We start from the raw sequence: 19,084 nt of genomic DNA, 5'->3' as shown, positions 1-19,084 counted from the left end.
TCGGAGGTAGCCGTCGCGAACAAGACAAGGGGCCGTTTGCGATGCGAGTTTCCGTACCTGTCCGCCTTGGCGCGTTGACGGCTGGCCTGCTGTTGACGTCCAGCCTCCTTGCAGCCGACAAGCCGGCTGCCAAAGCGACTCCCGGCGCGGCATCCGCCGCGGCGCCCGTCGCGCCGCCTTTCGTCGCCTCGGGTGCCACGACCGGCTCCCCCGATGCTTCGCTGGGCGGCGTGCCCGGCACCATCGCGACCACCGCGGACGGCAGCGGCCCCGCCGTCATCCAGACCGCGCCCGGCACGATCGCGATGCCCGCCGCCAATCCCGCGTCCGCCCCGATGGGCCTGCCGCGCACGCACGTCTTCACGCTGCGTCAACTGGGTTCCTACGGCCCGCTGCAACTGCGCGGGCTCGACCCCACGGGCTACATGAATGTCGAGGTGCGCACCGACGAGGTCGTCACCGGCGCAAAGCTGCGGCTCATCTATACGTACTCGCCGTCGCTCATCTATCCGCTGTCGCATCTGAAAGTGTTCGTGAACGGCGAAGTGGTCGCCACCATTCCGCTCGTGAAGGAAACGGCCGGCCAGCTCGTGACGAGCGAGATCAATCTCGATCCGCGTCTCTTCACCGACTTCAACCGCATCAACGTGCAGATGATCGCGCATTACACGCTCGATCACTGCGAAGACCCGTATCACTCGGCGCTGTGGGCCGACGTCGCGCCCGAAAGCACGCTCACGCTCAATACGGCGGCCATCGACCTGCCCAACAGTCTCGGGCTGCTGCCCGCGCCGTTCTTCGACAAGCACGACCAAAGCCTCCTGCGCCTGCCGTTCGTGCTCGCGGCCAACGCGGGCGTGCCCACGCTGCGCGCGGCGGGCGTGGTCGCGTCGTGGTTCGGCGCGCTCGCGAGCTATCGCGGCGCACGTTTTCCTGTCTCGCGCACCGTCCCCGCCGACGCCAATGCCATCGCGCTCGCGCTGCCGGGCCAGGTGCCCGAGGGCATCACGCTGCCCGAGATCAAGGGTCCGACGATCACGGTGATGAACAATCCCGCCGCCGATCCGCAATCGGGCCGCAAGCTGCTCGTGGTCGCGGGCCGCACGCCCGAGGAGCTCGAGAAGGCCGCCGACGCGCTCGTGCTCGGTCAGGCCGGCATGGCGGGCAGCAGCGTGGTGGTGCAGTCCGTGGATCTCGGCCCGGCGCGCAAGCCCTATGACGCGCCCAACTGGGTGCCCACCGACCGCCCCGTGATGCTGCGCGAACTCGTGAGCGACCCGCAGCAGCTGCAGGTCTCGGGCTACAACCCGCCCGCGATCCGCGTGAACATGCGCGTGCCGGCCGACCTCTACGCGTGGGCGCACAGCAACGTGCCGCTCGACATCCGCTATCGCTACACGGCGCCGTCCACGTGGAACGACTCGATCCTCAACGTGAGCATCAACGAGCAGCTCGTGCGCTCGCAGCGCCTGAAGCCGATCACGCGCGCCTCCGACGAGACGCGCATCGCCGTGCCGCTGCTCTCGGGCACCGATGCGCGCGCCACGAGCAACCTCGAGATTCCGGCGTTCCGCGTGGGCTCGAACAACCAGTTCCAGTTCCAGTTCCATATCGACTCGCAGAAGGCGGGCCTGTGCTCGTCGACGGCCGCCGACATCGCGCGCGCCGCCGTCGACCCCGACTCGGTAGTCGACTTCAGCGGCTTCGCGCACTACACGGCGCTGCCGAACCTCGCCTACTTCGCCAACAGCGGCTATCCGTTCACGCGCATGGCGGACCTCTCGGACACGGCCGTGGTGATTCCCGACGCGCCCGACGTGAAGGATCAGGAGGCCGTGCTCACGATGCTCGGCCACATGGGCCAATGGACCGGCCTGCCCACGCTGCGCGTGAAGCTCACGCCCGCCAGCCAGATCGACAGCGTGAGCGGCGACGACCTGCTCGTGATTGGCTCGGGCTCGGCCGCGAATCTGCTCTCCAAGTGGGGCAAGGACCTGCCGCTGCTCATCGAGCAGGGCAAGACCGAAGTGGCGACGCGCGACCAGAAGGGCGGCTGGCCGGGCTGGCTCGGCGGCACCGAGGACGACGACGATGAAGCCACGCCCAAGGGCCGCTCGATCGTCTCGCTCGGCGGGCCGATGGCCGCGCTGATTGGCTTCGAGTCGCCGCTCACGTCGGACCGCAGCGTCGTGGCGCTCACCAGCACGTCCTCGGCGCAGCTCGGCGACGTGCTCGACGCCCTGGAGGACAGCACCAAGATCGCGCTCGTGCACGGCGACCTGAGCGTCGTGCGGCACGGCGAGGTGGAAGGCCTGCGCGTGGGCGAGCGCTACTTCGTCGGCGACCTGCCGTGGTATGCGCGCCTGTGGGTGCACATCTCGCGCTATCCGTCGCTGATGGCGCTCGCGGGCATCCTGGCGGGTCTCATCGTCGCATTCACGGTGTTCTGGGCGCTGGGCCGCATGGCCTTGCGCCGCACCGGAGACTGATCATGCGTCGCGCATCGTCCAGCCTCGCGCGCTGGCTCGCGGCCAGCGCCTGCGTGCTCGCGCCGCTGTTGCCGACGCTGTTGCCTCTCGAGGCGGCCCATGCGGCCGGCACGGCGGCGGCGGCGGGCACGGGCGGCGCGGCGCAAGCGCCGTCTGCGCCGGCGGCCGCCTGTGCATGGCCCGACTGGAACACCTTCAAGCACGACCTCATCAGCGCCGACGGCCGCGTCATCGACGCGAGCACGCCGCGCCAGGTCACCGTGTCGGAGGGCCAGTCCTACGCGCTGTTCTTCGCGCTCGTCGCGAACGACCGCGCGAGCTTCGACAAGGTCCTCACATGGACCGAGAACAACCTCGCCCAGGGCGATCTCGCGACCCACCTGCCCGCGTGGATCTGGGGGCGCACCGATATCGGCGAGGATGGCGCGGCGCTGCCCGCCTCCGCAGCATCGAGCGCCGCGGCGAGCGACGCGGGTGGTGCGCATGCGCAAAAGCCCGCGTGGGGCGTGATCGACGCGAACTCCGCCAGCGACGCGGACCTCTGGATCGCCTACACGCTGCTCGAAGCGGGACGTCTCTGGAACGAGCGCCGCTACACCGCGCTCGGCACGCTGATGGCGCGCAACATCGTGCGCCAGGAGAGCGCCGAGTTGCCGGGCCTCGGCCGCACCGTGCTGCCCGGGCCGGTGGGCTTCAAGCTCGACAAGAACACATGGCGGCTCAATCCGAGCTATGTGCCGCTGCAACTGATGCGGCGCTTCGCGCTCGCGCTGCAGGCCGCGCCGGAAGCGCCTGAATGGAAGGCGATGCTCGACAGTTCGACGAAGCTCGTCAACGGCACCGCGCCGCACGGCTACTCGCCGGACTGGGTGGAATATCGCGCCCAGAGCGGCGGCAAGGGCACCTTCGCCCCCGACGCGCAGACCCACGCCGAAAGCGCCTACAACGCGATCCGCGTCTACCTGTGGGCGGGCATGCTCGCTTACGACGATCCGTTGCGCAGCGCCACGCTCGCGACTTTCGCGCCGCTCTCGAGCTTCGTGGCGGCGCACGGCTTCCCGCCCGAGCGCGTGGACACGCAAACCGGCACGCCGGGCCCGAACGAAGGCAACGGCGGATTCTCGGCGGCGGTCGCCCCGTATCTTTCGGCGCTGGGCCGCACCGACCTCGCCGACGCGCAGATCCAGCGCAGCCGCGCGCTCGCGCAGAAGTCGCCGCCCGGCTACTACAGCAGCGTGCTGATGCTGTTCGGCCTCGGCTATCTGCAAGGCCTCTACCATTTCGACGCGCAAGGCCGCGTCGCGCCCGCATGGACGACCCGATGCCCGGCACCGCGCTGACCCTCCGCGCGAGGCCGCCGCGCCGCGCGCCCTCGCTCACGCCGCTGCTAGCGCTGCTGATCGCGGCGCTGCCCTGCGGCGCGCGTGCGCAAAACGCAGCGGGCGCACCGGGCGCACCGTCCGCGCAAAACGCCCCGCAACCGGCCGCGAACGCCGCCGCGCCCTCGGCGCAGGCCGCGCAGCTGCTGTCGGCGGCGCGTATGTGGATGACGAAGAACCGCCCCGACGTCGCGCGCGGTCTCGTGCAGAAGGCCCTGCTGTTCGATCCGCAACAGGCCGACGCGCTCGCGCTGATGGGTCAGATCGAGTTGCGCCTGAACCACACGGCCGAGGCGGCGAAGATCCTCGCGCAACTGAAAAAGACCGCGCCGAACGCGAGCGCGACCCAGGAGCTCGCCGACGCCTACCGCCTCGCCACGACCGACAAGAACGAGCTTGCACAGATCCGTCTGCTCGCGAACGCGGGCAAGGGCGAGGAAGCCGCGGCGCGCATGCGCAAGCTGTTCCCGAACGGCGCGCCCAAGGGCGATATCGAGCGGGACTACTACCGCATCATCGCGGGCTCGGCCGACGGCCGCGTGCAAGCGATCAACGAGCTGCGCGCGCGGATCAAGCAGAACCCGAACGATACGGTCGCTGCGCTGACCCTCGGCGACCTGCTCACCGACCGCCCCAACACGCGCATGGAAGGCCTGAACCTGATCTATGGCGTGTACCAGCGTCAGGACAGCAACCGCGCGCGCGCACTCGACTACTGGCGTGCCGCGCTCAACAGCGCGGGCCGCGACGATCCGGCCTACTACGTCTGGTATCAGCGCTATTTGCAGGAAGTGCCCGACGACACCGACGCCCGGCAGACCGTGGCCGACCTCGCGCTGAAGCTCGGGCCGAAGGGCGTCGCGCAGGCCAACGCGGCAGCGGCGAGCGGCAAGGGCTACGTGCCGCCGGCGAGCATCGAGGCGGGCAACACGTCGGGCGGCGCATCGACCGCCGCGCGCGCGCGTCCGGCGGGTCCCGGCGCGGCGGCGCGCGAGCGTGGCCTCGCGCAATTGCAGCGCGGCGATCTCAAGGATGCCGAAGCCTCGCTGCAGACGGCCCAGCGCGCGGACCCGAACGACGGCGCGACGCTGGGCGCGCTCGGCCTCGTGCGCCTGCGCGAAGGCCGCCACGACGAAGCGCGTGAACTGTTCGCGCGCGCGCTGAAGCTCGACCCCGACAATGCCGGCAAGTGGCGCAGCCTCGAAAAGACGGCCACGATCTGGGGCACCATTGCCAAGGCGCGCGCGGCCAACTCGCAAGGCCAGCCCGAGCAGGGCGAGGCCCTCGCCCGCGAGGCGCTCAAGCTCGATCCGGGCAACACCGACGCCGAGCACATCCTCGCCGACTCGCTCATCGCGCAGAAGAAGTGGACCGAGGCCGAAGCCGTGCTGCGTCCGCTCGTCGACGCGAAAACGCCCGACATGGACGCGCTGCGCAGCCTCGTGACGGTGCTGCGCGCCACCCATCGCGACAACGAGATCGGCCCGCTCATCACGGCGACGACGCCGCGCCTCACGGGCTCCACAGCGGAGCTCAAGCGCCTGCACGCCGAGCTGCTCGCGATCCAGGCCGACCAGTTGCTGGCCGAGAACCTCAAGAGCCCGGCCATCGCCAAACTCGAGGACGCCGTGCGACTCACGCCCGACGACGCCTGGCTGCGCTTCACGCTCGCGCGCCAGTACCGCGATCTCGGGCTGCCCGCGCTCGGCCGCACGGTGATGGAGGACGGCCTGAAGGTCTCGCAGTCGCCCGACATGCACTACGCCACGGCGCTCTATCTGAATTCGGTGGACGACGTGGACGGCGCCATCGCGCAGCTCGACGCCGTGCCGGCCGCCGAGCGCAGCGACAGCATGCGCAGCCTGATGGGCAACCTCGCGGCACAGAAGAAGCTCGCGCAGGCCCGCCAGCTGATCGCGCAGGGCAAGGAAGACGAGGCGCGCGCCGTGCTCGATTCGGCCGCCGCCGACGCCAACGCCACCAACGACCCGCAAATGCTGGCCTCGGTGGGGCGCGAATGGATCGCCATCGGCGAAACGGACAAGGGCCTCGCGCTCGTGCAGGACTGGCTGGCGGCGCACCCCGACGACCCGGCGGCCAACGGCGCGCGCGTGCGCTACGGCGAGCTGCTCGCCGCCGCCAATCGCGACGACGACTGGGCCAAGTGGATCGACGCCACGCGCGCGCGGCCCGGACTCACCGACGAGCAGCGCGCCGACCTCGACGACCAGGAGCTGCGCCTAGCGGTACGCGCGACCGACCGTCTGATCGAAAGCGGCAACTTGAGGAGCGCGCAGCGCACGCTCGACGCCGTGCCCGAACGGCTCAAGTCGAGCCGCCGCTGGCTGCTGGAGCAGGCCGACCTGCTCGAGGCGAAGGGCGACTACAAGGGCGCGATGGCGTCCGCGCAACAGGTGCTGGCGCAACAGCCCGGCGATGCCGATGCGCGTCTGACGGTTGCGCGCATGCTGGAGCGCATGGGCCGCGACCGGGAGGCCGCCGAGATGGTGCGCGGCGTATTGGCCGACACCCCCGCCGACGACGTCGATACGCGCCTGGCCATCGCGCGGCGCTTCACGGCGCAGGGGCTCGACCAGGAAGCGCAGGACGTGATCGACCCGCTGCGCGCGCGCTACCCCGACCGCTCGGACGTCACCACCCAGGCCGGGCGCGTGGCGCAGTCGCGCGGCGACTACAACGAGGCCGCGAGCCTCTACCGCAACTCGCTCACGCAGGAGCAGGCCGAAGGCGAGCAGCCCGGCCCCGACGGCCTCACGTCCGCGGGCCGCGCGCTGCAAGGGCTGGAGGACCGCCGCCAGGGGCAGGTCGCAACCGAGTGGTATCAGTCGAACCTCTCGGGCGACCCCGGCATCTCGGAGCTGCACGCCACGGAAATTCCGCTCTACGTGCGCATTCCGGACGGCTACACGGGCCACTATTTCTTCCACGCCGACACGGTCTATCTGAACGCCGGCGCGCTGCCCGCGGGCAGCCTCGGGTCCTACGACTACGGCACGGTTCCGGCCGTCGACGCCGCGACCAGGAACAGGATTCCGTCGATCAACGAGACCGCCACGGGCGTCGCGCTCGCGGCGGGCTACGAGTACAACCGCGCGAACACCAACTGGCGTGCCGATATCGGCTCCACGCCGCTCGGCTTCCCGATCTCGAGCGTGCTGGGCGGCTTGTCGTACCGCTACGACTTCTCGCGCGCGTCGGTGTCCGTCGACGTCTCTCGCCGCGCCATGACGAGCAGCCTCGTGTCGTACGCGGGCGGCCGCGACCCGGTCACCGGCGAGACCTGGGGCGGAGTCGTGCGCAATGGCTTCACGGTGCGCGGCGCGCACGACTTCGGCCCCGGCACGCTGTTCACGAGCCTCGGCTTCGGCCTCCTGACCGGCTCCAACGTGCCGACCAACCAGGAGTTCAAGGTGCGCAGTGGCTACGACTGGACGGTCTGGAAACGGCCCGACCAGGACGTCTCGAGCGGCCTCACGATCAACTACTGGCAGTACTCGAAAAACGAGCACTTCTACACGTTCGGCAACGGCGGCTATTACAGCCCGCAGAGCTACCTCTCGTTCGGCATCCCGCTCGACTGGAAAGGCCGCTACCAGAAGCTCTCGTGGGAGATCGACGGCTCCGTCGGCGTCTCGTTCACGAACGAGGACCGCTCGCCGTACTTCCCCACGAATCCGGCGTTGCAGGCCGCGGCCGGCAATCCGTACTTCGGCGGCGGCTCGGGCGGCGGCTTCAGCTATGCCGTGGAGGCGGCGCTCGAGTACCGCATCACCCCGCATTTCGTGGCGGGCGGGCGCTTCCGGCTCGACCGCTCGCGCGACTACGCGCCGAATGTGGGGCTCGTGTATCTGCGCTATTTCTTCTCGCCACAGCATGGCCCGGTACCTTACCCACCGACGCCAGTGAGGCCATACTCAGATTATTGAGACGTCGTATGAAGATTTCGATGCAAACCGCGCTGCCGGAGACACGACGATGAACGAGCCCGCACGCGACTCCGCCTCTGAACCGGCGCCGTCCGCACGGCCGCCCGCTGGCGCCCACGCGTCCGCGGCGGGCGCTGCTGCGCCCGGCGTGGCGACGCCCGCCACGGGCGCTGGCCGCGAGCCGCACCCGTCACTGCTCGCGCGCCTCTCGCGGCGCGAGCCGCTCGCCATCGAGGGCCTGCCGCCCGCGCTCGCCGCGCTGGGCCCGGGCCAGGTGCACGTCGTCTATGCCAGCGCCTCGCCGGCGCGCGACGCGCTGTTCTGGCAGACCGCCGCCGCCGCGCTCGAAGGCCCCGCGACAGTGCTCTCCACGCGCGACGGCGCGAGCATCGCGGCCACGCTGCGCGATCACGGCATCGACATCGACCGGCCCGGCGCGACCCATCACTGGGCCAACGTCTGCTCGCTCGTCCCGCTCGCGGACCGCGATGGCGCACAGGTGCTGATCGAGGCGCTCGACGCCCTCGCCAACCAGTGCGCGGCGCCCGCGAGTCATTTCTACATCGAGGGCGCCGAAGCCTTCTTCGCCTGGCACGACGCCGCCACGCTCGCGCGCCAGGGCGCGCAGCTCGCGAACTGGTGCACCCAGCACCGCCACGGTGTGCTGCTGGTGGCCGAGCCGCCGGGCCTTGGCGATGAAGAGGCCCACCCCGAGCTCGCCGCCTTCCAGGCGCGCTTCGCCGGTGCCGCGCAACTGCTGCAGACGCAAGGCCAGTTCCATTGGGAAGTGGCGTTCTGGCGCGCCGGCGAAACGGTGCTCGGCAGCCAGTCGCTGCCGCTGCGCTTCGCGGCGGTCGATCACCGGCTCATGGTCACGAGCACGAGCGGCACGGTCGAGCGCTCGATGGACGTGGTGGGTCTGCTCGCGCCCGACGAGGGCCGCGTGATCACCTCGCGCGACGCCGTGCTCAACGAGCGCGTGCTGCCGTCTAGCTGGCAAGTGGTCGACGACAACGAAGCCGCGCTTGCCGCCGCGCGCACCGCCGTCGCCGCCACCGTGATCCTCGACTTCGGCGCGAGCCGCCAGCTCGAATCGCTCGCCGAGCAGGTCCACACGCTGCGGCTGCAATGCGGCAACGCGCTCAAGATCATCGTGCGCGAGGAAGCCGTGGCGATGCGCTACGAATCGCTGATGCTCAACCTGGGCGCGAACCGCGTGGTGCCGCGCCACACGACGCTCTCCCAGGTGGAGGCGATCGTCGAGAGCCTGCAGGGCCAGGTGTATTCGCGGCCCGTGCCCGCCGACTACCGCCAGGCGCTCGCCGGCGTGATGCACGGCGAGGAGACCGGCTACGTGGGCGCGACGCGCTTCGTCGAGCTCGTGGGCGCCGCCGTGGAGCGCAGCCGCGTGATCCAGCTGCCGAGCGTGCTGATCCGGCTCGCGCTGATGCCCGAAGTGGCCCACGTGGACGCGCTCAAGGCCTGCGTGCTGCGGCGCGCGGGCGACATCGTGACGGCGGCGGGCGACAGCCTCTATGTGTTCTTCTTCGCCTGCCGCCTCGGCGACGCCGACGCGGTGCTCCAGCGCGTGTTCAAGCGGGCGCTCGCCGAGCTCTTCCAGGGCGAGCAGCGCTGCGGCGACCCGAAATCGATCGCGGCGCTGCTCGAAACGCTGACCGACGAGATCGAGACGCAGACGCCTCCCGATTATTCGGGCTGGCTCGCCCTGAATGCGCCGGACGCGCCGCAGGCGTTGGCGGGCGAACAGGCGGCGGCACGCGCACCGGATGGAAGCGCCGCTGGCGCCCGTGCTACCGCTAACGCTGTCGCCGCGACCGGCAACGGTGCCACGCCCGATGCGCCCCAAGCCGGCGGCCTGTTGCCGACGCTGCCCGCATTCGCCACTGCCGTGCCGGCACCCAGCACATGGCAATCGGACGGCAGCGACGCGCCGCGCGCCGAGCCGCGCCCGGTATCGCTGCCGCTCAAAGCCCAGGGACGCCGCTGATATGAAGACCTCACGCTCACTGCGTTCGCTGCCCGGCGGAGACTGACATGAACATCTTCCTCGGTTATTTCGTCTGGGGGCTGATTCTCGCCGCGCCGCTCTGGTGGCTCGCGTGGCGGCTGCGCCTCGGACGCTTCGTGCCCAATTGGGCCAAGCCCGTGCGCTCGCGGCCGCTCGAATTGCCGCCGCAGTTGGGCGCCCTCGTGATTCGCGGCAAGCGCCGCACCGATGTCGTGGTGCGCCGGCCTTCGTCCGTGCCCCCCGCTGCGGCCACCCCGGCCGTAGCGGCCAACCTTGCGGAGCCTCGCTCATGAGAACTGTCGCGATCGTCTCCGCCGTGGGCGGCGCGGGCCGCACGACGCTCACCGCCGCGCTCGCGAGCCTGCTTGCCGCGCGCTCGCACGCGACGCTCGCCGTCGAATGCGATCCCCGCAACGTGCTGGCGCTGCATTTCGGCCTGCGCGAAAGCGCGCGCGAAGGCCTCGTCACGAATCTGCGCGGGACGAATCCGGCCGGCGACGGCTGGGCCCGCGCCGCGCTGCAAAGCGACGACGGCGTGCTCGTGCTCCCCTGGGGCAGCGCGCCACAAGACGACGACGACGACGGCGCCGCCCACCTCGACAGCCACCGCACCTGGCTGCGCGAGCGCCTCGCGCGCGTGGACCTGCCGGCGAACGGCATCGCGGTCATCGACGCCGCGCCCTGGCCTTCACCGCACGCGCGCCAGGCGATCGACGCCGCCGATCTCGTGCTCGGCGTGCTCACGCCCGACGCCACCGCTTGCGCGACGCTGCCGCGTTTCACCGCGGCGCTCGCGCGCGCGGGCAAACGCGCAGCGTTCGTTGCGAATGCGGTCGTCCCCGCGCGGCCGCTGCACACCGATCTCGTCGTGCTGCTGCGCGCGCGCCTCGGTGCGGCCATGCTGCCGTATCTCGTGCACGCCGATACCGGTGTGCCCGCCGCGCTCGCGGGCGGCGCCAACTTCTGCCGCAGCGCACCCGCCTCGCAAGCCGCGCATGACCTGAACGGCATTGCCTCGTGGATTTCGCACTGGGCGACGAACGCGCGCGCCGAAACGCCGGAGAACGTGCCCGAAGGCGCAACGGGGGCCGGCCGATGATGCGCGCGCAGGCGATCGGGCTATGGACGTCGTTCTGGGCGCGCCTGCGCCGGGTGGGCGCGCGCGAACTGAGCGTCGCCGCCGACGCCGCGTTCGGCCTGTGGCTGCTGCGCCTGTTCTTCCGGCCGCCGCGCCCCGGCAAGCGCGACTGGCCCGCGCTCGCGTTCGCGGCGCTGGGACGCGAGATCGCCGACCAGCTCGACGTGGGCGACGACCGCAGCAAGGGCGCGTGGCTCCTGCGCCTGTTCCTGCGCCCGCGCCGCGCGCGCCGACGCCTCGCCGCCGACCTGCGCAAGCAGCACACCGACCCGCATCCGCACCGCATCGCGCTGCGCGTGTGGCTCGACAAGCGTCTCGAGCCCGTCTACCGGCGCGTCGCCAAAGGCCACGCGGCACTGACGGCACGGCTGCCCGCCATCGACTGGGACAGCGTCCGCGCGCGCCTCGAACGGGGCTCCGCCGCGCTCGACCGCGTGCCCTTCCTGCGCCAGTGCCTGCTGTGGCTCGCATTCGTCGCGGCGATCGCGATCTGCACGACCCCGCTGCCGCTCGGCAGCCAGATCCTGCTGTTCTTCCTCGTGTGGCTCATGGTCATGGTCGCGCGCCGCATCCCGGGGCATCTCGCCACCATGCTCATGGTGATGCTCTCGATCCTGATGACGGGCCGCTACGTCTGGTGGCGCAGCACCCAGACGCTGCATCTGGCGAGCCCCGCCGAAGCCATCGTCGGCTACGTGCTGTTCGCCGCCGAGCTCTATACGTGGGTCGTGCTCGTGTTCGGCTACGTGCAGACGGCGTGGCCGCTGCGCCGCAAGCCGAGCGCGCTGCCCGACGATCCCGCCGACTGGCCGACGGTCGACATCTACATTCCGACCTATAACGAACCGCTTTCGGTCGTGCGTCCGACCGTATTCGCGGCGAGCACGATCGACTGGCCGCGCGACAAGCTGCGCGTCTACCTCCTCGACGACGGCGACCGCGACGAATTCCGCGACTTTGCCGCGCAGGTGGGCGTGGGCTACATCCGCCGCGAAGAGCACACGCACGCCAAGGCCGGCAACATCAATCACGCGCTGCCGCTCACCGATGGCGAGCTGATCGCCATCTTCGACTGCGATCACATCCCCACGCGCTCGTTCCTGCAGACCACGGTGGGCACGTTCCTCGCCGATCCGAAATGCGCGGTGGTGCAGACGCCGCACCACTTCTTCTCGCCCGATCCGTTCGAGCGCAACTTCGACACGTTCCATCGCGTGCCCAACGAAGGCAGCCTGTTCTACGGCCTGATCCAGGACGGCAACGACTTCTGGGACGCCACCTTCTTCTGCGGCTCGTGCGCGATCATCAAGCGCAAGCCGCTCGAGTCGATCGGCGGGATTGCCGTGGAGACCGTCACCGAGGACGCGCATACCTCGCTGCGCCTGCACCGCGAGGGCTACACCTCGGCGTACCTGCGCACCGTGCAGGCCGCGGGCCTCGCGACCGAGAGCCTCGCGGGGCATATCGGCCAGCGCATCCGCTGGGCGCGCGGCATGACGCAGATCTTCCGCGTCGACAACCCGTGGTTCGGCAAGGGGCTCTCGTTCTTCCAGCGCCTGTGCTACAGCAACGCGATGCTGCACTTCTTCTACGGCATCCCGCGCCTGATCTTCCTCGTGATGCCGTGCGCGTTCCTGTTTTTCGGGCTGCACGTGATCAACACGGCTGCGCCCGTGATCCTCGCCTACGTGCTGCCCTACCTGCTGATTTCCGCCATCGCCAACTCGCGCATCCAGGGCCACTATCGCCATTCGTTCTGGGCCGAAGCCTACGAGAGCGTGCTCGCCTGGTACATCGTGCTGCCGACCACGATGGCGTTCATCAACCCGAAGCTCGGCAAGTTCAACGTGACCTCCAAGGGCGGCCACATCGAGCGCGACTATCTCGACTGGACCATTTCCACGCCCTATCTCGTGCTGCTCGGCCTCAACGCGATCGGCATCCTGGTAGGCATCGGGCGGCTCACGATCTGGCAAAGCGACGAGCCCGCCACGGTGTTCATGAACCTGTTCTGGGCCTTCGTGAACCTCACGGTGCTCGGCCTCGCCGTAGGCGTGGCGAAGGAAGCGCGCCAGGTGCGCGTCGCGCACCGCATCCCGCTGCGCGTGCCCGCCATGCTCACGCTGCCCGACGGCCGCACGCTCGCCTGCAAGACCGAGAACTATTCGATGGGGGGCCTCGGCCTCGTGCTGCCGCCCGAAGCGGCCGCGGAAACGCTCGCGACCGGCGAGCGCGTGAGCGTGTGTCTCTCGCGCGGCACGCTCGAGCACGACTTCCCGGCCGTGGTCGCGCGTCTGGTCGACGGGCACCTGGGCGTACGCTTCGAAGACCTGACGATCGAGCGCGAGCGGCGGCTCGTCGAGTGCACCTTCGGCCGCGCCGACGCCTGGCTCGAATGGGAAGACGTGCCACGCGAGGACGCCCCGCTCAACGGCCTCGTCGAACTGATCACGCTGAGCTGGCAGGGCTATCTGCGTCTCGTCGATGCGTTCTTCGACGCGCTCGAGAACCTCTTCACGCGGCGCCGGCCCGAGCGGGGCGACCCGGCACGCCAGCCGTGAGCGAGACGACGCAACGACAACACGGCTGGCACGCTGCGCGCGACGCACACACAATGCACGCACACCATAACGACACGGAATTCACGCTGGAACGCGACTGAACATGGGCCTCTGGAATCTCTACTTCTTAGCCAAGCTGTACCTCTTCTCGGCCGGCAAGCTCACGGCGGACTGGGTGCTGAACATCCTGTTCGCGTTCGCGCTGCTCATACCGGTGAAGCAGCGCTGGCTACGCATCGTGCGCAACGTGCTGGCGATCGTCGCGGGCATCGCGCTCGTCTACCACGAGTCGGGCATGCCGCCCATCGAGCGCGCGATCTCGCAGATCCCCGTGCTGTTCACCTTCCAGGCCTCATACATGCTGGAGCTGATCGGCCGCGTGGTGTCGCTGTCGATGGTCGTGAGCGCGGCGCTCGCCCTGCTGCTCTACTTCCTCATCAATCGCTGGATCCGCGTGACGACGCTCGTGCTGATCGCGCTCATCGCGGTGCCGCTGTGGCAGGGCGCGGGCACGCTGATCGCGAACGCCACCACCGCGCTCGCCCAGAACGGCGACCAGGGCGACAACACCAGCAGCAACGAACCGCGCAACGATCAGGTGGGCGACTACGACCAGCAGCTCGCTGCGTTCCGCTCCAACGAGGAAGGCCGCCATGTGAACTTCACGCCGCTCACGAGCGACGCCAGCGCGCAGTTCGACATCATCGTCGTGCATATCTGCTCGCTCTCGTGGGACGATATGGACGTCGTGAAGATGCGCAACAACCCGCTCTTCTCGCGCTTCGACTACATCTTCACGAACTTCAGCTCCGGCGCGAGCTATAGCGGTCCGGCGGCCATCCGCGTGCTGCGCGCGACCTGCGGGCAAGAGCCGCACAAGGCGCTTTACGACCCGGCGCCGCCCGAATGCCATCTGTTCGCGCAGCTCGCGCAGGCGGGCTACACGCCGAACGCGCTGCTCAACCACAATGGCCGCTTCGACGACTTCCGCGGCACCGTGCTCAAGGAAATCGGCTTGCCGGGCGTGACGATCCCCCCGAACGACGGCCTGCCCGTGGTCATGAAGGAGTTCGACGGCTCGCCGCTCGTGGGCGACTACGACGTGCTTTCGCGCTGGTACAAGCAGCGCGTCGCCGCTGGCGGCGGCCCGGTCGCGCTCTACTACAACACCGTGACGATGCACGACGGCAACCGCCTGCCCGGCGCCAACGCCAATCTCACGAGCCTGCGTTCGTATCCGATCCGCCTGCAGTCGCTGCTCGGCGACGTCGACAAGCTGATCGACCTCGTCGCGCAGTCGGGCCGCAAGGCCGTGATCGTGTTCGTGCCCGAGCATGGCGCGGCGCTGCGCGGCGAAGACAACCAGATCGCCGGCATGCGCGAGATCCCCACGCCGAACATCGTGCACGTGCCGGTGGGCGTCAAAGTGGTGGGCCTGCGCGCGGGCACGGAACGCGCGGGCGGGCCGGTCACGGTCGATACGCCCACGAGCTATCTCGCGCTCGCGCAACTGCTCTCGAACCTCGTTGCGAGCAGCCCGTTCCTGCCGGGCGCCCAGCCGCTCGCGCAATATGCGACGAACCTGCCGCAAACGCGCATGGTGGGCGAGAACGAGGGCACCGTGATGATGACCACGCCCACCGGCTACGTGATCCATACGCCGGACGGCGTCTGGGTGCAAGGAGGCAAGTAAATGGCGCTGGGACGCTGGCTGAACGGGCGGCGCGCGCGCAACGTGGCGCGCCTGCCTGGCGATATCGACGCGCTCGCGCGACTCGTCGAGGGCGTGGATGCCGAGCGCTATTTCGACGTGCAGGCCGAGGACGCCTGGCAGGAAGCCGCCGGGCGCTGGCCGCTCGTCGCGCAACTGCTCGATCTCAAGGCGGAGCCGCGCAAATAGTCGCGGCGCGTGCCGCGGTGCCAGCGGGGCCCAGAGTGCGTAGAGGGGCTAGACGCGCTCGGCATAGACCGTGCGCTCGATCGGCATGCAGGTGAGCGGGCGGCCGGTGGGCGCGATGTATCGGCGTGCGAGCGCCTCGGGTTCGGGCTGCTCGATCGCACGCCAGCCGTAAGGCGCGAGAAACGCGCGCACCGCTTCGGGATCGAGGCCGAAGCGCCAGATCGCCTGCCGCGAGACAAAGCGCTCATGCAGCGCTTCCTGGCCGGGCGGCACATGTCCTTCGAGAAAATCCTTGCTCACGTACGTGAACGCGAGACGGCTGCCGGGCGCGGCCCGTGCCAGCATCTCGAGCGTGGCGCGCACGGTCGCCTCGTCGAGGTATTGCGTGACGCCCTCCCAGACGAAGAAGGTGCGCCGGCTGCGCGTATAGCCTTGCGCGGCCAGCACGGCATCGAGCGCGAGATGCTCGAAATCGACCGCCACGAGCGTCGCGAATGACGGTATCGCGCCGAAGCGCTTCGCGAGGCGCTTGCGTTTGGCCGCGATATTGACCGGCTGATCCAGCTCCCACGCATGCACGGAGGTGCCGCGCAGCAGCCGGTAGGCGCGCGTATCGAAGCCCGCGCCGAGGTTCACGAACGCTTCCATCTGCGGGAGCGCTTCGAGCAGCTTTTCGTCGATATAGCGCTTGCGGCACAGCATGCCGCCCCACAGGCCCGGGTACTTGCGCTCGGCCATCGCGGCCATGTGCGCCGCCGTGCGCTGGCCCATCAACGCGATGAGCCAGCGGGCGGGAGCGGGCAGCAGCGCGGCGGCGAGATCGTCTTCAACGATGCGCCGATGAGGCGCGAGCCGTTGCTCGACGGCCACCAGCGCCATGGAGCCCACGCCGGTTTGCGCGGCCTCGCGCGTCATTTCGGCATGTCAGTCATGGGAGCCGCCTGGCGCGATCTTTCAGGCATCCATCCCACCCCGGACGCGCCGCCGCCCCTGCACGCGCGCGACCGAGTCGAACAACGCCTGCGCGCGAGCCAGCTCGTCCAACGCGAAGTCCAGACGCGACTGGGCCTCGCCGCAAGCCAGCGTGAGGTCTGAGTCATCGGCTTCATCGTGTACTGCGCGCATGGCGCGGAATGCCTGATCGACGTTGCGGCTGGCCTCAAGAAAGCGTCGGGCGGCCTCGGCCTCGCTTGAACGGGTGTTGATCGCCATGGATGAGTTCCATTGTTAATTGCGTCCAGTCTGTGCCGCGTAGCAAATCCCCTTGGGGGATGCAGTGCAGCAAGTCCCCCTGCACCCCAAAAGTGCTCCCCTTGGGGGACGCCCCGAATGACGCGCCCCTGGCGCGAGCGCCACCACCTCGCCGCGCGGGCGCCGTGCGCTCCGCCGGCGCCATATCGAAGAGGTCGCGCGCAAAGAGCTCGCGCGTGACACCGCACGCCGGCAGCGCCGAAGTCTCACCGCAGCGGCTGCGCGCCCGCTCGGGATAGGCGTCGAAGTCGATGTCGCGCGCAATCGAGCGCATCGCGGCAAGGTCGCGCGCCTTCGCCAGCAGGTCGAAGAGATCGCTCGTCACGCCGCGCGCGTGCTGCGCCGGCGCTTCGCTGCGCAGACGTTTCGTGAGCTCCAGATACGCCTCGAAGTCGGCATTGCGCACCGCCTCGTGGAGCGCCGCCATGTCGCGCGCCTTTACGCGCGTGGGCTGGGCAAGACGCACGAAATACGGCGCCTCGAGCTCCACGCCGAACGCGACGGGATACCCCTTCGCGCCGAATTCCGCACCCGCCTTTGGCGCCGCGCGCTCGATGCGGTCCACCACCACCGTGCCCTGCGACGCACACGGCGCCTTTGCCGTGCTCACGCTGCGCAGGCGCTCGGGCTGCACGCGCAGGCTGCTGCCGATGCTGAGCTCCGTGGGCGACGCGCACACGAGCGCGTAGTGATGATCGCGCGGCTTGCCCGAAGGAAAGCGCGTGCGGCTCGTGACGAAAACATGCTGCGGCAGCGGCCGAACCTGGCCGCTCGCGTCCACCCACGCGTTCCAGACGAGCGCGTCCTCACGCTTGACGTCGGCAGCCCGCGGACGGCTGGCCGCCGGCGAAAACAGCGCGAGGAGCGAGCCCGTGCGCAGTGCGGCGACCTGCGCGCTGCTGCCGAGCGACTGGTTGATGCTCCACAGAAACCGCCCGCCCCCCAACCGGCGCTCCCATTCCTTGCGAAGGACGATCGTGGGGAGATCTTCTCCCGTCTCCGATCCGATCCTGGACCAGCAAAACGTGGGCGGTAGGTGTTTCAGTGCCATCGACTTCCTCGGAATGCAGCGCGCCCGCCAGTCCGGCGAACAATTCAATAAACGTTACTGTATAGGTATAATGCATGACATGGAAGCCCCAGACACTGATTTTCCCGTGCAGGAACTGCTGCGCCGGCTATCGGCCGACGCACGCTCGTCCAGCGAAATTGCGCGGCTTTCCGGGGTCAGCCAGCCAACGGTCTCACGGCTTCGGCTGTCGAACGGCCGCAGGCTGCGCCGGAGTGCATCATTCAATAAGCTATGCAGTTTCTACGGTGTGAAGCCCGCCTCGCGGCACGCGGCCGCCTATAACGAGCTGCTGCGCAACGCCATCGTCGACGTGTGGGACGGCTCGGAGGAGCACGGCCGCGCTTTGCTCGTCGTGATCAAGGGATTGAAGGAGTTGAGAGAACGGCCGGGATAAGCGCGGCCGTTGCGGTTGGCTGGTCCGGCCATCGCCGTGAATGGCTGTGAGTGAGGTAACCGGATTTGGGACCGGGCGCAGCGCGATGGGTCCCAATTGATGAGCGCCAACAGACTAAAAAGCGCGCTGGATGGGGTTTGAGGGGCTTCTATGGGCCTTGCAGGGCGGTCGCAGCGCGCGGCAAGCCAGTTGGCGGGGTGCAAAATCCCATAAGCGGTTACCTTTCGCCGCGCACGGACTGCTGCACAACGAGGCACGCCTTTTCGCGACGCCCGTCTATAAACAAGACGGCAACGCGCAATACGGCGCATTGGTAACGTTTCGTTTGCTTTCTGGCTCCCATGAGTTCAACGCCGGCTGAAAATACCCACGCCACGCTGCGCAGCCAGTGCCTGTGCGGCGCCGTGCGCTACCGCGTCGCGGACGCATTCGGCTACGCGTTCAATTGCCATTGCTCGCAGTGCCGGCGCGCCACGGGCTCGGCGTTCAAGCCGTTCGCGGGCATCGAGCGCGGGAGCCTGCGCCTGGAACAAGGCGAGGGCAATCTGCTCGTCTACGGCGATCCGGACGCCGCGCACGATGTTCATTGCCGCCACTGCGGCTCGCTGCTGTATTCCGTGGTTCGAGAAGGGGCGTTCGTCCACGTCACGATGGGGACGCTCATCGACACACCATCCATCCGGCCTCAGGGACACATCTTTGTCGGCTCCAGGGCGCCATGGCACGAGATTGCCGATGCGCTGCCGCAATACGCCGAATTTCCGCCATAACGCGCAGGAGGGGGCACGACGGTCAACCCAGACGCCTGTCCGGGCGTTCTACTTATATTGCGGCGCACTGCAATCGGCACAGCGGGGATCGATCGCAGCGCGTCTCGTGCACCCAGGCGTCACTTTGGCGCAATTCCAGGCAGCGCGGCCGTCT

The 19,084-nt window shown here is 69.4% G+C and carries 13 protein-coding genes and 1 pseudogene; 11 read left to right on the top strand and 3 right to left on the bottom strand.

The window, feature by feature from the left end; genetic code table 11:
* Window positions 1-41 precede the first annotated feature (41 nt).
* The 9 genes from bcsB (at window position 42) to bcsR (ending at window position 15,443) form a co-directional block, all read left to right on the top strand.
* Window positions 42-2,489, top strand: a complete 2,448-nt coding sequence (gene bcsB / locus E1956_RS35625) for a cellulose biosynthesis cyclic di-GMP-binding regulatory protein BcsB (protein WP_134758080.1) — start codon at window positions 42-44, stop codon at window positions 2,487-2,489.
* 2 nt (window positions 2,490-2,491) lie between these two features.
* Window positions 2,492-3,829 carry a cellulose synthase complex periplasmic endoglucanase BcsZ gene (gene bcsZ / locus E1956_RS35620; protein ID WP_134758079.1) on the top strand — a complete coding sequence of 446 codons (1,338 nt, stop codon included), beginning with the start codon at window positions 2,492-2,494 and terminating at the stop codon, window positions 3,827-3,829.
* On the top strand, window positions 3,799-7,815 hold the full coding sequence (locus E1956_RS35615; RefSeq protein ID WP_232072320.1) for a cellulose synthase subunit BcsC-related outer membrane protein: 4,017 nt from the start codon (window positions 3,799-3,801) through the stop codon (window positions 7,813-7,815). Before bcsZ ends, E1956_RS35615 begins: the two co-directional genes overlap by 31 nt.
* Before the next feature lie 49 nt (window positions 7,816-7,864).
* Complete coding sequence (gene bcsE, locus E1956_RS35610) at window positions 7,865-9,823, top strand: cellulose biosynthesis protein BcsE (RefSeq protein WP_134758078.1); 1,959 nt, start codon at window positions 7,865-7,867, stop codon at window positions 9,821-9,823.
* A gap of 47 nt (window positions 9,824-9,870) precedes the next feature.
* Window positions 9,871-10,137: a hypothetical protein gene (locus E1956_RS35605; protein WP_134758077.1), complete on the top strand. Its 267-nt coding sequence runs from the start codon at window positions 9,871-9,873 to the stop codon at window positions 10,135-10,137.
* Window positions 10,134-10,943 (top strand): cellulose biosynthesis protein BcsQ, encoded by an 810-nt coding sequence (bcsQ, locus tag E1956_RS35600; RefSeq protein ID WP_134758076.1) that lies wholly within the window; start codon window positions 10,134-10,136, stop codon window positions 10,941-10,943. The genes E1956_RS35605 and bcsQ overlap by 4 nt, the downstream gene beginning before the upstream one ends.
* Window positions 10,940-13,543, top strand: coding sequence for a UDP-forming cellulose synthase catalytic subunit (gene bcsA, locus E1956_RS35595; protein ID WP_335930037.1), 2,604 nt, complete (start codon window positions 10,940-10,942; stop codon window positions 13,541-13,543). The genes bcsQ and bcsA overlap by 4 nt, the downstream gene beginning before the upstream one ends.
* 103 nt (window positions 13,544-13,646) lie before the next feature.
* Window positions 13,647-15,236, top strand: a complete 1,590-nt coding sequence (gene bcsG / locus E1956_RS35590) for a cellulose biosynthesis protein BcsG (RefSeq protein ID WP_134758075.1) — start codon at window positions 13,647-13,649, stop codon at window positions 15,234-15,236.
* Complete coding sequence (bcsR, locus tag E1956_RS35585) at window positions 15,237-15,443, top strand: BcsR/BcsP family cellulose biosynthesis protein (protein WP_134758074.1); 207 nt, start codon at window positions 15,237-15,239, stop codon at window positions 15,441-15,443.
* 48 nt (window positions 15,444-15,491) lie between these two features.
* Here bcsR and E1956_RS35580 read toward each other — a convergent pair whose 3' ends face one another.
* The 3 genes and pseudogenes from E1956_RS35580 to E1956_RS35570 form a co-directional block, all read right to left on the bottom strand.
* Window positions 15,492-16,358, bottom strand: a complete 867-nt coding sequence (locus tag E1956_RS35580; protein WP_134758073.1) for an SAM-dependent methyltransferase — start codon at window positions 16,356-16,358, stop codon at window positions 15,492-15,494.
* Between the two features lie 39 nt (window positions 16,359-16,397).
* Window positions 16,398-16,655: a hypothetical protein gene (locus E1956_RS35575; protein ID WP_134758072.1), complete on the bottom strand. Its 258-nt coding sequence runs from the start codon at window positions 16,653-16,655 to the stop codon at window positions 16,398-16,400.
* Between the two features lie 160 nt (window positions 16,656-16,815).
* A pseudogene (locus E1956_RS35570) lies at window positions 16,816-17,745 on the bottom strand (hypothetical protein); the annotation flags it as partial.
* 79 nt (window positions 17,746-17,824) lie between these two features.
* Between E1956_RS35570 and E1956_RS35565 the strand changes: the two are divergent.
* Window positions 17,825-18,160: a helix-turn-helix domain-containing protein gene (locus tag E1956_RS35565; protein WP_028221778.1), complete on the top strand. Its 336-nt coding sequence runs from the start codon at window positions 17,825-17,827 to the stop codon at window positions 18,158-18,160.
* Window positions 18,161-18,501: 341 nt separating this feature from the next.
* On the top strand, window positions 18,502-18,930 hold the full coding sequence (locus tag E1956_RS35560) for a GFA family protein (protein WP_134758071.1): 429 nt from the start codon (window positions 18,502-18,504) through the stop codon (window positions 18,928-18,930).
* Window positions 18,931-19,084 lie beyond the last annotated feature (154 nt).

The sequence above is a fragment of the Paraburkholderia pallida genome (genome assembly GCF_004524855.1).
Lineage (GTDB): Bacteria > Pseudomonadota > Gammaproteobacteria > Burkholderiales > Burkholderiaceae > Paraburkholderia > Paraburkholderia oxyphila.
This window is presented reverse-complemented; position numbering and strand designations above follow the sequence as displayed.